This is a genomic window from Phenylobacterium sp. NIBR 498073, assembly GCF_027286305.1.
Lineage (GTDB): Bacteria > Pseudomonadota > Alphaproteobacteria > Caulobacterales > Caulobacteraceae > Phenylobacterium.
On the sequence record NZ_CP114599.1, the window covers coordinates 3965576 to 3980361 of the forward strand.

Annotated in this window: 15 protein-coding genes and 2 pseudogenes; 6 read left to right on the forward strand and 11 right to left on the reverse strand. The window is 67.5% G+C overall.

Annotation, left to right across the window (positions count from 1 at the left end):
* Positions 1–43: 43 nt before the first annotated feature.
* A complete protein-coding gene (arsH, locus tag O4N75_RS19725) occupies positions 44–760 on the forward strand; it encodes an arsenical resistance protein ArsH (RefSeq protein WP_269627117.1) in 717 nt (238 codons plus the stop codon).
* A gap of 62 nt (positions 761–822) precedes the next feature.
* On the opposite strand, the gene O4N75_RS19730 is transcribed toward arsH, so the two are convergent.
* From O4N75_RS19730 to O4N75_RS19755, 6 genes are all read right to left on the reverse strand, one after another.
* On the reverse strand, positions 823–1863 hold the full coding sequence (locus O4N75_RS19730; RefSeq protein WP_269627118.1) for a substrate-binding domain-containing protein: 1041 nt from the start codon (positions 1861–1863) through the stop codon (positions 823–825).
* A 65-nt stretch (positions 1864–1928) separates the two neighbouring features.
* Complete coding sequence (locus O4N75_RS19735) at positions 1929–3140, reverse strand: porin (protein ID WP_269627119.1); 1212 nt, start codon at positions 3138–3140, stop codon at positions 1929–1931.
* A gap of 271 nt (positions 3141–3411) precedes the next feature.
* Positions 3412–4209 carry a phosphonate ABC transporter, permease protein PhnE gene (gene phnE, locus O4N75_RS19740; protein ID WP_269629397.1) on the reverse strand — a complete coding sequence of 266 codons (798 nt, stop codon included), beginning with the start codon at positions 4207–4209 and terminating at the stop codon, positions 3412–3414.
* A 21-nt stretch (positions 4210–4230) separates the two neighbouring features.
* A complete protein-coding gene (gene phnD, locus O4N75_RS19745) occupies positions 4231–5253 on the reverse strand; it encodes a phosphate/phosphite/phosphonate ABC transporter substrate-binding protein (protein ID WP_269627120.1) in 1023 nt (340 codons plus the stop codon).
* Entirely contained in the window at positions 5250–6044 is a 795-nt protein-coding gene (gene phnC, locus O4N75_RS19750; RefSeq protein WP_269627121.1) for a phosphonate ABC transporter ATP-binding protein, read from the reverse strand. Before phnC ends, phnD begins: the two co-directional genes overlap by 4 nt.
* A 148-nt stretch (positions 6045–6192) precedes the next feature.
* On the reverse strand, positions 6193–6720 hold the full coding sequence (locus O4N75_RS19755) for a GNAT family N-acetyltransferase (protein WP_269627122.1): 528 nt from the start codon (positions 6718–6720) through the stop codon (positions 6193–6195).
* A gap of 220 nt (positions 6721–6940) precedes the next feature.
* Between O4N75_RS19755 and O4N75_RS19760 the strand changes: the two genes are divergently transcribed.
* Positions 6941–8194, forward strand: a complete 1254-nt coding sequence (locus O4N75_RS19760; protein WP_269627123.1) for a type III PLP-dependent enzyme — start codon at positions 6941–6943, stop codon at positions 8192–8194.
* A 186-nt stretch (positions 8195–8380) separates the two neighbouring features.
* The gene (locus O4N75_RS19765) at positions 8381–9442 is read left to right on the forward strand and encodes a deoxyhypusine synthase (RefSeq protein WP_269627124.1); all 1062 of its coding nucleotides are present in this window, start codon (positions 8381–8383) and stop codon (positions 9440–9442) included.
* A 42-nt stretch (positions 9443–9484) separates the two neighbouring features.
* Here O4N75_RS19765 and O4N75_RS19770 read toward each other — a convergent pair whose 3' ends face one another.
* Positions 9485–10312: an SDR family NAD(P)-dependent oxidoreductase gene (locus O4N75_RS19770; RefSeq protein WP_269627125.1), complete on the reverse strand. Its 828-nt coding sequence runs from the start codon at positions 10310–10312 to the stop codon at positions 9485–9487.
* Between the two features lie 108 nt (positions 10313–10420).
* Between O4N75_RS19770 and O4N75_RS19775 the strand changes: the two genes are divergently transcribed.
* Positions 10421–11215 (forward strand): phosphatase PAP2 family protein, encoded by a 795-nt coding sequence (locus O4N75_RS19775; RefSeq protein ID WP_269627126.1) that lies wholly within the window; start codon positions 10421–10423, stop codon positions 11213–11215.
* Between the two features lie 3 nt (positions 11216–11218).
* On the opposite strand, the gene O4N75_RS19780 is transcribed toward O4N75_RS19775, so the two are convergent.
* The 3 genes from O4N75_RS19780 to O4N75_RS19790 form a co-directional block, all read right to left on the reverse strand.
* Positions 11219–11677, reverse strand: a complete 459-nt coding sequence (locus O4N75_RS19780) for a hypothetical protein (protein ID WP_269627127.1) — start codon at positions 11675–11677, stop codon at positions 11219–11221.
* A gap of 78 nt (positions 11678–11755) precedes the next feature.
* Positions 11756–12526: a molybdopterin-dependent oxidoreductase gene (locus O4N75_RS19785; RefSeq protein WP_269627128.1), complete on the reverse strand. Its 771-nt coding sequence runs from the start codon at positions 12524–12526 to the stop codon at positions 11756–11758.
* Positions 12523–13320: a cytochrome b/b6 domain-containing protein gene (locus O4N75_RS19790; protein WP_269627129.1), complete on the reverse strand. Its 798-nt coding sequence runs from the start codon at positions 13318–13320 to the stop codon at positions 12523–12525. Before O4N75_RS19790 ends, O4N75_RS19785 begins: the two co-directional genes overlap by 4 nt.
* Positions 13321–13439: 119 nt before the next feature.
* On the opposite strand from O4N75_RS19790, the gene O4N75_RS19795 reads away from it, so the two are divergent.
* Entirely contained in the window at positions 13440–13619 is a 180-nt protein-coding gene (locus tag O4N75_RS19795; RefSeq protein ID WP_269627130.1) for a hypothetical protein, read from the forward strand.
* Here O4N75_RS19795 and O4N75_RS19800 read toward each other — a convergent pair.
* Positions 13616–13825 (reverse strand): annotated as a pseudogene (locus tag O4N75_RS19800) (alkylphosphonate utilization protein); the annotation flags it as partial. The gene O4N75_RS19795 and the pseudogene O4N75_RS19800 overlap by 4 nt on opposite strands.
* A gap of 199 nt (positions 13826–14024) precedes the next feature.
* Here O4N75_RS19800 and O4N75_RS19805 point away from each other — a divergent pair.
* A pseudogene (locus O4N75_RS19805) lies at positions 14025–14782 on the forward strand (IS5 family transposase).
* Positions 14783–14786: the final 4 nt, after the last annotated feature.

Below are 14786 nucleotides of genomic sequence, written 5' to 3' on the forward strand. Positions count from 1 at the left end.
TATGTGACAGATGGAAGACGCCTTCCGCATCCGAGAGCGATCCGTGACCGAGTTCCCAGCCCTTGAACCGCAATTCCTCCGCCAGCCAGACCATGGCCAGCTTGAGCCGACCGCCCGCGCGACCCATCCGCCACGGATCCTCCTGCTCTACGGCTCGCTGCGCGAACGCTCCTACAGCCGCCTGCTGACCGAGGAGGCCGCCCGCATCCTGCAGGCGCTGGGCGCCGAGACCCGCACCTTCGACCCGCATGGCCTGCCGCCGCCCGACGGGGCCGACCCCAGCCACCCCAAGGTCCAGGAACTGCGCGCGCTGTCGCTGTGGTCCGAGGGGCAGGTCTGGTGCAGCCCAGAGCGCCACGGCGCCGTCACCGGGGTCATGAAAAGCCAGATCGACTGGATCCCGCTCGAGGTCGGTAGCGTCCGCCCGACCCAGGGCCGCACCCTGGCGGTGATGCAGGTCAGCGGCGGGTCGCAGTCGTTCAACGCGGTCAACACCCTGCGCCTGCTCGGCCGCTGGATGCGGATGATCACCATTCCCAACCAGTCGTCCGTGGCCATGGCCTGGAAGGAGTTCGACGAGGCCGGACGGATGCGGCCCTCGTCCTACTACGACCGCGTGGTCGACGTGATGGAGGAGCTGGTGAAGTTCACCCTCTTGACCCGCGACCGCGCCGACTACCTGGTCGACCGCTACAGCGAGCGCAAGGCGGCCGGCCCCGTCAGCCCGGCCGAGGCGCTGCGCGCCAACGCCGTGGGCTGAAACGCAAAGCGCCGCGGACCTCGAGGGTCCGCGGCGCTCGCCGTCTCTCCTGGGACTGGTCCTTAGGCGGCCGGGCGCGCCATCGGGGTCAGCTTCTGGGCGACGCCCTTCTGGCCCTCGTGCTGACCGGCCGGCAGCGCGATCAGGCCACGGCTCTGCAGGTAGCCGCCCCGGCCCGTCGCCGCATCGGAGACGAACTCGTTGAGGTATTCCTGCAGGCCCTGGGTCACCCCGATGTTGGCCTTCTTGACGTAGATGTAGAGCGAACGGGCCAGCGGATACGAGCCGTCCGCGATCGTCTGGGCGGTCGGCTTCACGCCGTTGACCGAGGCGCCCTTGATCTTGTCCATGTTCTCTTCGAGGTACGACCAACCGAAGACGCCCAGCGAGCCGGGGGTCTTGGTCAGGGTGCCGACGATGGCGTTGTCGTTCTCGCCGGCGTCGACCCAGCCGTCCTTGCGCATCGGGTCGACCAGTTCCTTGAACTTCTTCTCGTTGTTCGAGCGCAGTTCGTCGGCGGTCGGGAACTTGCGGGCGCCGGCCTCGATGGCCAGCTCAACCCACGCGTCGCGGGTGCCCGAGGTCGGCGGCGGGCCATAGACGTTGATGCGGTTGCCCGGCAGGCCAGTGCCGATCTCATCCCAGGTCGTATAGGGGTTCTTCACGAACTTGCCCTGACGCAGGACGTTGGCGGCCAGGCCAAGGTACAGGTGCTCGGTCTTGAAGTTGTAGTCGGCGCCGTCCTTGTCGGTCGCCACGACGATGCCGTCGAAGCCGATCTTGATCTGGACGATGTCCTTCACGCCCTTGGCGGCGCAGGCGTCGAACTCCGACTTCTTCATCGGGCGCGAAGCGTTGGCGATGTCCGGAAAGGCGTCGCCGACGCCGCCGCAGAACAGCTTGATGCCGCCGCCGGTGCCCAGGCTCTCGATCTTGGGAGCCTTCTTGCCGGTCTTCTTGGCGTAGTTTTCAGCCACGCGGGTGGCGAACGGGAACACGGTCGACGAACCGGCGGCCCAGACGTAGTCGCGGGCGGCGTGCGCCGGCGCAGAGATCGCCATGACGGAGGCTGCGGCGGCGCCGAAGGCCAGGAGTTTCTTCACTTGAGGTTGCTCCTCGATAGAAAGGGGGAGCGGGGCGACCGGCCGGCCGCCCCGCTGGGGAGGTCTTAGAAGTCGAACTGAGCGCGGAACTGCAGGGTTTCGACGTCAACGTCGGCGCCGACGGCCTTGTTGTCGTTCTCGGACTTCGTGTAGTTCGCCATGAAGCGGACGTAGGGGTGCACGTACCAGTTCGCGCCGAGCGTCCAGGCGGAGTACTCGCCGGCCGTGGCCGGGATGTTGAAGTTGGTCAGGTCGGTGTTGTCGTAGCGCACCGCCAGCTCCAGCGCGCCGAGGCCGCCGCTGGTGACCGGGTTCAGGATCTTGGTCCGGCCCCACTCGCCCTTCTTGACGTCGAGGTTCTTCATTTCTCCGGTCACGAACCACGAGCCGGCGACGTAGTAGGTCGTGAAGTCGCTGGAGACGTTGGCCAGGCGATCAACATCGGCCTTGGCCCACTCGGCCTGCACGGCGAACGGCCCCTGGATGAACACCCCTTCCAGGCCGACCATGGTGTCGGCGACGCCGACCGCGCCGGTCGAGATGTAGCGGGCGCCGTAGTTGGTGTTGTTGCGGGCCTGATAGTTGAAGTTGGCCTGGTCCTGGCGATCGCGATAACGCGCCCAGGCGCCGACGTGCAGCTTGGTGGCGTCGCCGTTGATCGGAACCCAGGTCACGCGGCCGTTGACGCCCAGGACTTCGCTGCCGCCGGTGGCGGTGGCGGTCGGGTCGGCGTTGTTGAGCGAGTCGCCGGACACCGCGACGGCGGCGGTCCAGTTCTCGCCGTTCGCCTTGACCTGGACGTTCATCACGCGGCCGATGTCGAGCACGTCGTTGAACGGGCCGCGCTCCATGAAGGTGGTGTAGCGCGACGACGAGATATTCTCGAACGACACGGTCTTGAAGTTACCGGCCATGATCGAGACGCTGTCGGTCGGCTTGTATTCGAGGATCAGGTCTTCCCAGTTGGCCGAGCCGCCGGCCACGGTGAACTCGGCCTTGTACGCCCAGTTGGCGTTCCAGGTGCCCTCCACGCCGAGACGCGCGGTCCGCAGGCGGGTGACGTTGGCGTCGAAGTCGGCGCCGGTCTGGCGATCGACCTCCTGGTGCACGAAGTCTTCGTAGACGCGGCCGCGAACCTTGAAGGTCAGCGTGTCGTTCTGGAATAGCGGCGCGCCCTTCCAGGCAGTGGTGGTGTCTTGCGCCTGGGCGCCGCCGGCGATGGCGAGCGCGATCACGCCGAGCGCCGCCCCGGCGCAAAGCGAGGTGTTGATCTTCATTATCAGGATCCTTGTAGAGCTATCCCCGTGAGCCCTTTCAGAGGCTTGCGAGGCGGCTTAACGAGGTCCCGTGACGCTTCCGCCAAGCTTCAGCGACAGCAGATCGTCAGTTTAGTGACGGATTTGCGATGCCCCTCCCGTAGACGCTCGCTAGCGCCCTCGAAAGGCGATCAATGCCTTACATGGCAACGATTTTGTTGAATCCCGCCGCCGACGGCGGCTGCGCGGCGGGGCGCGCGTTCGGCCCCGCCTGCGACATTCTGGTCACGCCTTAGAGCAGGCGTGCACGGATGGTTTGCGACAGCAGGTCGATCAATGTGACAGCGATCACGATGACGATCGCGATGGCCGCGACTCGCGAGTACGAGAACGAGTTCAGGCTGTCGAACAGGATCTGACCGATGCCGCCGGCGCCGATCAGGCCGAGCACGGTGGCCGCCCGGCTGTTGGATTCGAACCGGTAGAGCGCATACGAGGTCCACAGCGGCGCAACCTGCGGGATCACCCCCCAGACAACCTCCTGCAGCGGCGCCGCGCCGGTGGCCCGCACGCCCTCGACCGGGCCCTTGTCGATCGACTCGACCGCCTCGGAGAACAGCTTGCCCAGAACCCCGCCGGTGTTGAGCGCCAGGGCCATGACCCCGGCGAACGGCCCCAGGCCGACAGCGACGACAAAGATGGTGCCGATGACCAGGTCCGGCACCGAGCGCAGCACGTCCATCAGCCGCCGGATCGGCAGCTGAACATAGGGCGGCGTGACGTTTCGCGCGCCCAGCAGGCCGAGCGGCACGGCGATCAGCACGGCGATGGCCGTACCCCATAGCGCGATCTGGATGGTCAGCCACATCTGGCTGACCAGGAACGTCCAGTCGCTGAAGTCCGGATGCAGGAATTCGCGTCCGAACTGCCGCATGTTGTCCGAGTTCGCGAACAGCTTCGGCAGCTTGCTCATCTCGGCGGGGCCGAAGCTGATCACCAGCAGCACGATGATCCCGCCCCAAAGGCCGAGATCGAACAGCTGCTGGCCCAGGGGCCGCGACGGCGGTTTCAGGAGATCGGAATTGGTCACGCTGGCGGTCACGGAAATATCCTACTGGGCCGCGACCGGCTGGCCGGTCTTGGCTTCCAGCGCCGCGCGCTCGGCGGCGATGGCGTCCAGCGACTTCTGGGCCTGGGCTTCCTTGACCTTGTCGCCGGCGTTGCGCGCTTCCAGCAGCTGCTCGGTCGCCTCCATCTCGCGCACCGGCAGCAGGTGGGAGTTGTCGGCCGGGCGGAAGCCGCCGATCGACAGCGCCGCCAGCAGCTTGCGCTGGCGCTCGGCCTCGGGCCCCTCGCCCTGCGCGTAGGTCAGGAAGAACTGCCGCAGCTTTTCCTTCACCGCCGGGTCGAGGTCCGAGCGCCAGATGATCGGGTCCTCGGGCAGCTTCGGGCTTTCCCAGATCACCCGCACCTGGTCGGCGACCGGCGAGCCGCGCTCGCGCTGCAGACGCAGGGCGGTCGAGTTGTTGGTGGCCACGTCCAGCACGCCCTTGGCCACCGAGAACAGGTTGGCCTGGTGGTTGGCGGCGCGCACCTGCTTGAAGCAGGCTTCCGGGCGAATGCCCTTGGGCGCGAACAGATAGGTCATCGGCGCCAGGGTGCCCGAGGTCGACTTCGCGTCGCCGATCCCGAAGGTCAGCGTCTTGTCGCACTTCAGCACGTCTTCCAGCGTCGTCTTCGAGCTGGCCGGGACGATCAGCAGCGACTTGTAGCCGTCCGACCCGCTGGGATCGAAGGTGCGCGCGAACACTTCGCCGTTCGAGCGGCGCACCGCCTCCAGGCCCGACTGGTTGGAGAACCAGCCGGCGTCGGTCTGCTTGAAGCGCAGCGCCTCGATCAGGGCCGTGTAGTTGGACGCAAAGAACGGCTTCACCGGAATGCCGATCGACTTTTCCATGTCGGCCAGGATCGGCTTCCAGAAGGTCTCCATGCTGGTCGAGTTCTCGGTCGCCAGGATCGAGAAGTTGACCACCTTCGGCGGTCCGCCGGCGGGCGTGGTGGTTTCGGACTTGCCGCAGGCCGCAACACTGAGGGCGGCCAGGCTGCTGCCGATAAGCAGGCGACGGTCGATCATTGCGGGGCTCCTTCCCAGAAGACGTCCTCGAATTCCGGGCCGTAGATGTCGATGAGCTGTTTGCGTTCCAACCCTGAGGCCGGCCCGTCATAGACGACCTTGCCGGCCTTCAGGGCGACCACGCGGTCACAGTAGCGCAGGGCGTAGTCGACCTGGTGCAGGGTGACGACCACGGTCAGGCCGTCCTGCTGGTTCAGGTCGCGCAGGATTTCCATCACCCGGCGCGCCGACACCGGGTCGAGCGAGGCGACCGGCTCGTCGGCCAGGATGATCTTGGCCTTCTGGACCAGGGCTCGGGCGATCGCTCCGCGCTGCTGCTGGCCGCCGGACAGGGTGTTGGCGCGCTGGCCGGCGTACTCGGCCACGCCGACCCGGGCGAGCGCGGCCATGACCGCCTGCTTGGTCTCGTCCGGCCAGAAGCCGAACACCCCGCGCAGGAACGGAATGCGGCCTAGCGAGCCCAACGCCACGTTCGAGAATAGGGTCAGGCGGCCGACCAGGTTGAACTGCTGGAAGATGAAGCCGATGCGGATGCGCGCTTCGCGCACCTTGCCGCTGATCTTGCCGTCCGACTGCACGACGCCGCCGAACGCCTCGATCCGGCCGGCGCCGGCGTCGATCGTCTGCAGGCCGCTGATCGAGCGCAGCAGAGTCGACTTGCCGGACCCTGAGGGGCCGATCAGGGCGATCATCTCGCCCTTGCTGACATTGAGGGACACGGAATCAAGGGCGCGCCGCGAGCCGAAGCTCTTGGAGGCGTTCCGCACGGACAGTACGGCGGCTTCAGACATAGATGGCGAGGCTTCCCCGGATCAGCGCGCGCACGGACTGGCTGTGATCGCCGACCCTTGCGACGGCTTCATGACATAGGGCCACGCTTTCGGTCCAGCGCGCGATAGTATCATCGGCTGTCACATGTCTTCGAATGCACGGCTGCGGTCAGTACCGCCCGTCCCCGATCAGCGCCGAAAGCTCATCCCAGACGAGGACGATATTGTCCGAAGGCCAAAGCGGTCCCGGATCGGTGAAGCCGCCGGCCCGGCGCCCGCCCAGCCGCTCGTAGAACAGCATCGCCGGCGCGTTGCCGACCACCACCGCCAACGCGCAGCCGCCATAGCCCCAGTCGGCGAGTTGGCGCGACAGCGCCGACATCAGCCGCCGGCCGACGCCTCTCCCCTGCGCGGCCGGGTCCACATGCAACCAGCGAACCTCGCCGCGCCCACCGAACACCGCCTCGGTCGGCGCGCAGGCGGTGCCGAAGCCGATGATGCGCCCGCCCTGCTCGGCGACCAGAGTCGTGCGACGCGGATGGTCTTCGCCCAGCACCTCATCCCAGCGCGCGCGACGCACCGCCTCGGTCAGCGCCTCCCACGCCGCCGGAGTCGCCAGGTCGCGATAGGTGGCCCGCCAGACCTCGTCGTGCAGCCTGGCGATGTGCGCCGCATCCCCGCAAACCGCTATGCGCAAAGTGATCGGGGCATCCGTAAAATCCCTCGAAACCATGTTGCGTCCGCCCCCTCGCAAGTCCTGACCCGGCTTGGCTTTGATGACAATTTCTGGGCGAAGGAACAAACCCCTTTACATCGGAGATCATCGCCCCTATTTCGCACGGCTCCGGCGGACCCGATGTCCTCAAAAGCGCTGCTAACGCCGGTCTGGGTTCAACTGCCAATGGGGGCTACGTGAATTGCGCACGTACCATACGCCCCTGGACCTGGTCCGTGAGCGGCCACCGGAACGCCCTGTCGCCATTGCGCGACCGGACGCGGTGGCGGTAGCGGCGCGCTGGTTCCAGGAAAATTTCAAAGGCGACGTCTTCTACGCGGTGAAGGCCAATCCTTCGCCGTGGGTCATCAAGGCCCTCGTTGAAAACGGCGTGACGTCCTTCGATGTGGCCTCGGTCCCCGAGATCGAGCTGGTCGCGCAGCACGCGCCGGGTTCGCGCATGGCGTTCATGCACCCGGTCAAGAGCCGCGCGGCGATCGCCGCCGCCTATTTCGATCATGGCGTGAAGACCTTCTCCCTCGACACGCACGAGGAGCTCGAGAAGATCCTCGCCGCGACCCAGGGCGCCAAGGACCTCAACCTCATCGTCCGCCTCGGCGTCGCCGCCGAGGGCGCGGCCTATTCGCTGGCCGGCAAGTTCGGCGTCGATCAGCACCAGGCTCCGGGCCTGCTGCTGGCCGCGCGCCGTGCGACCCAGGACCTGATGGGCGTCTCGTTCCACGTCGGCAGCCAGTGCATGCGGCCGACCGCCTATCAGGCGGCGATGACCCAGGCCTCGCGGGCGCTGGTCCGCGCCGGCGTGTTCGCCGACGTAGTGGACGTCGGCGGCGGCTTCCCGTCGGTCTATCCCGGCATGGTTCCGCCGGACCTGGCCGACTACGTGGACTCCATCGACCGCGGCTTCGCCGAGATGATGGTGCACGAGACGACCGAGCTGTGGTGCGAACCCGGCCGGGCGCTAGTCGCCGAAGGCTCGTCGATCCTCACCAAGGTCGAACTCAAGAAGGGCGACGCGCTCTATCTGAACGACGGGTCGTACGGCTCGCTGTTCGACGCCGCGCACACTAAATGGCCCTTTCCGGTCAAGCTGCTCCGCAGCGAGAACGGCGAGGCCAAGGAAGTCCAAGGCACGCTGAAGCCGTACCGCTTCTGGGGTCCGACCTGCGACTCGCTCGACCACATGCCCGGCCCGTTCTGGCTGCCTGAGGATGTGCGCGAGGGCGACTATGTCGAGATCGGCATGCTCGGCGCCTATGGCGTGGCGATGAACACCCGCTTCAACGGCTACGGCGACGCCGAAACCGTCGAGGCGTCCGATGCTCCTATGGCCTCGATGTACGGCCTGGCCCGTCGGTCCATTCCGGTTCCCCGCCAGGAGAACCAGAATGTCGTGAAGCTGTCGCGTGCGCGCGGAAAGAAGCGTCGGCGGAAATAAGCCGACCGTTTCGCAGTTCCGACCATTTCCAGCCGAAGAGGCCTCCGGTTCGGCGAAGGAAATGGTCTGATCTCTAGCTTTGAGCGTTTCCCTGATGGGAAACGCTCGGGGCGCGGCCGGTCGCTCCGTCCCGGTCGCGCCTTTTCCATTTTGGACGGGCGCTCAAACCTCAAGGGATCTTGAAGAATGAACGCTGACGTTCAGAAGTCGAACCGCAAGGCCGAGCTGCTGGCCAACACCGTCGAGCACGTGGCCATCGACCAGTACGACGCCCGTCCGGTCATCGACGCCATGCGCAAGATGAGCTTCACCAGCCGCGACACCGCGCGCGCCGCCGACATCTGGTCGATGTCGCTGGAAGACAAGGACTGCTCGACCTGGCTGACCCTCGCGGGCTCGACCAGCGCCGGCGGCTGCATGCACATCTACCGCGACATGGTGAAGTACGGGATGATCGACACGATCGTCGCGACCGGCGCCTCGATCGTCGACATGGACTTCTTCGAAGCCCTCGGTTTCAAGCACTACCAGGCCCAGTCGAACGTCGACGACCGCGACCTGCGCGACCTCTATATCGACCGCATCTACGACACCTATATCGACGAAGAAGAACTCCAGAACTGCGACGGCACGATCTACGAGATCTGCAACCTGCTGGAGCCGCGCCCCTACTCGTCGCGCGAGTTCATCTGGGAGATGGGCAAGTGGCTGGCCGAGGGCAACGCCAAGAAGCCGGACTCGCTGATCGAGACCGCCTATCGCGAAGGCGTGCCGATCTTCTGCCCGGCCTTCGTCGATAGCTCGGCCGGCTTCGGTCTGGTCAAGCACCAGGTCGAAAAGATGAAGGAAGGCAAGCCCTACCTGACCATCGACGCGGTCGCCGACTTCCGCGAACTGACCGACATCAAGCTGGCGGCCGGCACCACCGGCCTGTTCATGGTCGGCGGCGGCGTGCCGAAGAACTTCGCCCAGGACACCGTGGTCTGCGCCGAGATCCTCGGCCACGAAGCCGAGATGCATAAGTACGCGGTGCAGATCACCGTGGCCGACGTGCGCGACGGCGCCTGCTCGTCCTCGACCCTCAAGGAGGCCTGCTCCTGGGGCAAGGTCGACGTGACCTGGGAACAGATGGTGTTCGCCGAAGCCACCACCGTCGTGCCGCTGATCGCCTCGGACGCCTGGCACCGCGGCTCGTGGAAGACGCGCACCAAGCCGCGCTGGAACAAGCTCTTCGAAAAGAAGGCCTAAGACGTCAAACGGCGCCCCTCGGGGCGCCGTTTTTCTTTGCGGCTATTCGCCGGCCATGAAGCGGTCGAAGCGCTCCTTCCAGTCGGGATGCCAGCGCGACAGCGCCGGGCGGTTCTCCACGATGTCGCCGGCGGTCCACAGCACCCGCTTCTCGTCCACCGCGCGCGGGGTCTCGTTGTCCTCGCACCACAGATAGAACTCGCCGCGGGCGATCCCCTCGAACATCCGCTCGACCACCTGTTCGGAGGTCCAGGCCGAGGGCGGTCGCTCGGGGATCCGGCTGGCGACCATCCCGGTATAGGTGAAGCCCGGCACCAGCAGGTGGGCGCTCACTTGGCAGCCGGCCGTGTTGCGCAGCGTGTGCGCCAGCCCCTCGGTCAGCGCCTTCACCCCGGCCTTGGAGACGTTGTAGGCGGTGTCGCCCGGCGGCATGGTCACGCCCTGCTTGGAGCCGGTGTTGACCACCAGTCCCGGCGCGCCGCTGGCCGCCATCGCCGGGACGAAGGCCTGGACGCCGTGCAGCACCCCCATCAGGTTGACGCCCAGCACCCGCGCCCAGCCGTCGGGGTTGGAGAGCGCATCGCCCCCGCCGCCGACCCCGGCGTTGTTCATCAGCACCGAGACCGGCCCCAGCCGATCGGCCACCTCGCGCGCCAGCGCCTCCACCGCGGCGCGGTTGGAGACGTCCAGCGTCACGGCGATCGCCTGGTCGCCGAGATCAGCCTGCACCCGCGCCAGCCGCTCGGCGTCGAAATCGGCCAGGCAGACGCGCATCCCCTCGCCCGCCAGGCGGCGCGCGGCCGCCTCCCCGATGCCATTGGCCGCGCCGGTGACGACGGCGACGTTTCCAGGGGCGATGGCGGGATGCATGGCGTTCTCCAGGGCTGCGGACTTGTCCGCGTCACCTTAGCGGCAAATCTACCGCTTGAACCGCGCACGCGGCTCCGCATGATCGGTCGCCAGTTCGGGAGGGTCGTCATGAACCGCATCGTCGTCAGTCTGGCCGCCGTGGCCGCGCTCGCCGCCGTCGGCGGAACCGCGCTCGCGCAGCAACAGGCCAAGCCCGCGCCGAGCGGCTATCTCGGCGAAGCTGCTCCCGACAGCTACAAGATCCTGCCTCCGGCCCCGACGCCGGGTACGATCCGCTATCAGGCCGACCGTTCGGCCTTCCTCGCCACCCGTTCGTTGAAGGACAGCCCGCGCTGGTCGCTCGCCGCCGCCGACGCCGACGAGGCCGCGATCGTCAAGGACATGAGCTGCGCCATCGGCATGGAGCTGACCCCGCAAGCCGCGCCCAAGCTGACCAAGATCCTGATGACCGCCCGCTACGACGTGCGCCGTGCGGTCAATCACCCGAAGGACATCTACAAGCGCCAGCGCCCCTACCTGATCGACGAGGGCGACATCTGCGTGGCCAAGACCGACGGCCTGGCCAAGAGCCCCGACTACCCCTCCGGCCACACCACCTGGGGCTGGACCGTCGGCCTGATCCTGGCCGAACTGGTTCCCGAACGCTCCACCGAGATCCTCGCCCGCGCCCGCTCGTTCGGCGAAAGCCGGCTGATCTGCGGCGTGCACAACATGAGCGCGGTCGAGGCCGGCCGCACCAACGGCTCGATCGTCGTCGCCGGCCTGCACGGCTCGGCCGCCTTCCGCGCCGACATGGACGCCGCCCGCAAGGAGCTGGCGGCTCTGCGCAAGTCCGCCAAGGCGCCTGACGGCGCAGCCTGTGCAGCCGAGGCCGAGCTGATCGGCGCCTCGCCCTACAACTGAAGCCTAGAACGGAAAGCTGGTCGCCGCCTGCAGGCCGACCAGCGCCAGCATGGCCGCTAGGCTGATCAGGTGATCGCGATAGACGTTCACCGCCAGCCTGGTCTGCACCTCCGGCGTGTCCACCGCCTGCCCCAGCCGCACCGCGCTGCGCCAGGTGCGCCACAGCGCCAGCCCGATGACGACACCCGCCAGCGCCAGCGAGGCGCCGCTGACCCAGATCGGCTGCACCCGCTCGACCGCCTGCACCAGGATGGCCGCCAACGTCAGGGCTAGCACCGACGGCGTCAGCCAGTTCATCGGCCAGGCCCCGGTCGTCACCCGCCGGTAATAGGGCGCGATCGAGGCCAGCACCTCGTCGGGGGCGCGATCCGCCCCCCGGCGCTGCACCTGCACGTCGAACGTCAGGTCGATCCACAGCACCGCGGCGAGAAAGCCGGCGCCTGCAGCGATCACGGCGTTCATGGTCATCGTCCTGCTGGCAGGGCCCGTCCCCGCAAGGCGCAGTTCGGGATTTTCCGGCGCCGATGTCAATTCCGCGGCTCAGATGCCCGCGTACCACTCATAGCCGCGGTCTTCCCAGAACCCGCCCTTGCCGCCGCCGATCCCGGCCAGGTCGGCCACCGCCTCGATGCGCATGACGTACTTGGCGTGCTTGTAGCCGAGCTGGCGCTCGACCCGCAGCCGCACCGGCGCCCCATGCTTCACCGCCAGCGGCGCACCGTTCATGTCGTAGGCCAGGATGCTCTGCGGGTGATAGGCGTCGATCAGGTCGATGCTCTCATAGTAGCGGCCCAAGGCCGCCGGCGCGTTCGGGTCCAGGGTGTCGGCGCAGTGGAAGACGATGAAGCGCGCAGTCTCCTTCAGCCCGGCGCGGTCCAGCAGCGGCCCCAGCCGCGCGCCGCTCCACTCGCCGATCGCCGACCAACCCTCGACGCAGTCGTGGCGGGTGATCTGGGTTCGGGCCGGCTGGGCCCGCAGTTCGGCCAGGCTCAGCGACAGCGGCCGCTCGACCAGTCCGTCGATCACCAGCCGCCAGTCGGCGAACCCGGCCTCGACCAGCGCCCGGTAGTCCGGGTCGCCAGGCGATGTCGAGCCGTTGGCGCGGAAGTCGGGCGAGATCTCGGCGCGGCTGAACTCGCGGGCCAACGCCTTGCGGTCGACCACCAGCCGCTGCGCGCGGCGGGTCAGCCCCTCGGCCCGCGCCAGGCCGCGCTGCACGCCGGCGTTCATGGTGAGCTTGTCGCAGGCCCCGAGCACCGCGCCGGCCGCGGCGACGGCCAGCCCCGAGAGCCATCGGCGGCGGTCCATCATCGCGCGTCCTCCGCCACGGCGTACTTGCCGGTGATCATCGCCCGGAGGCCGTTCAAGGGACCGGAGACCAGCACCATCGCCACGTGCACCAGTACGAACAGCACGATCAGGCTGGCGCTGATGAAGTGCAGCGTACGCGCCGACTGCCGGCCGCCGAACAGCTCCGGCAGCCAGGGGAAGCCGGCGTTCATTCCCGGCGACATCGACAGCCCAGTCAGCACCATCATCGGCAGCAGGACGAAGATCACCGCCAGGTAGGTCAGCTTCTGCAGCAAGTTGTAGCGCCGCGACGCGGCGAACCGCAGCCGTGCATGGTCGGCGATCTCGCGCGCCAGATGGCGCGGCGTCAGCTGATCGCGGGCCGGCAGCAGGTCGCGCCGGACGTGGCCGCCGATCAGGCCCGCGCTCAGATAAACCAGGCCGTTCAGCACGAAGAGCCACGCGAAGGCGAAGTGCCAGCGGCGCCCGTCGGCCAGGCTGCGATAGCTGGGCAGCGTCGCCCAGGCCGGAAACCCGCGCACCTCGTTCCCGGAAAAGCCGAGCACGCCGGTGGTCTCGACATAGGTCGATCCGATCTTGGTGATCCCGACCGCCTCGCCGCCCCGTTCGGCGGCGAACATCGCCACCCACGGGCGGGCGAAGCTCGAGACCTCGCCCCAGTACAGCGCCGGGTGCGCGTTGAAGATCTGCAGTCCGCTGAGCAGCAGTACGATCAGCGCCGCCAGATTGATCCAGTGCGTCGTGCGCGTCACCAGGCCGTGCCGGTGGACGAGCAAGCGGGCGGGCGGCGGCATGCGGCGTTCTCCGGAGACGTTCGACCTTGCCATGCAGTCGTTACGTCGGCCACCGGCGCGCGGATGCCGGAACGCGAAGCCGCCTCGGAGAATTTTCCAGTCAGCCCTGGAGAACCCCGATGTCCCATCCCCGCGACGACCACCTCAAGCCCCAGGCGCACGGCCGCGCCCGCCCCAAGGACGACGCCGCCCACGCCGACGACCGAATGCCCGACGAAAGCCGCAGCTTCGACACCGACGCCCCGCCCGGCGGCCACATGGGCTCGGCGGGCGACCCGGCCGAAGGCAAGCGCGACTAGACCTTGCGGACGAACTCGGCGCGCAGCACCAGGCCCTTGATGGTTTCGTGGCGGCAGTCGATCTCCTGGTCGTCGCCAGTCAGCCGGATCGACCGGATCACCGTGCCCCGCTTCAGGGTCTGGCCCGCGCCCTTGACCTTCAGGTCTTTCACCAGGGTGACGCTGTCGCCGTCAGCCAGCAGGTTGCCGACCGAATCGCGGACCTCGACCTGGCCCGCCGCCTTGGCGTTGGCGGCCGCTTCGGCGGCGCTGACCCATTCGCCGGTGGTTTCGTCATAGACGAACTCGTCGCCGCTCATTTGCGCCTCGCATTGTCTCCGATGCCCCGCCCTAGGGTCTGTACTCAATAGGGTCTAGCGCGGCGTTGGCGTTGCTGATTCAAGGATTCCGGAAGGAGCCTTGGATATGGCGAAGCAGGTTCAGTGGCTTAGCGACGAAGAATGGGCTCGGATCGAGCCGTTGCTTCCGCGAGGTCGTAAGGGCGCCCATCGGGTGGATGATCGCCGGGTGATCTCGGGCATTGTCCATATGCTGAAGAGCGGAGCTCGCTGGCGCGATTGCCCACCGGAGTTCGGGCCCTACACGACCGTCTACAACCGTTTCAACCGCTGGAGCCGCCAGGGGCTCTGGCTGCAGATGTTTGAGGCGCTGACGGGCCACACCGGCATCTATGGCGCGGCGATCGACGCTACCCACGTCAGGGCGCACCGGTCGGCGGCGGGCGCAAAAGGGGGGCCTTCCTCCAAGCCATAGGCCGCTCGCGTGGGGGCCGCACCACCAAGATCCATGGCCTGGTCGACGAGCGCGGCCGGCCCAGGGTGCTGCTGCTCAGCGCCGGAAACATCAACGACATCAGCATGGCTCACGCCCTGATCCAGGCCACAGGCCCCTTCCAGAAGCTCCTGGCTGACAAAGGCTACGACGCCGACCATCTGCGCAGGCGGCTCGCCGAGCGCGGGGCCGAGGCGGTGATCCCTTCCACCACCTCTCGCCGAACTCCAATCCCCTACGACGCCAACGCCTATAAGGACCGAAACCGCGTCGAGCGCATGTGGTGCAGGCTAAAAGACTTCCGACGCATCGCTACCCGCTACGACAAGCTCGCAAGGAACTACCTCTCGGCCGTCCTGCTCGCCGCAACCTACGCATACTGGCTCAATTGAGTCC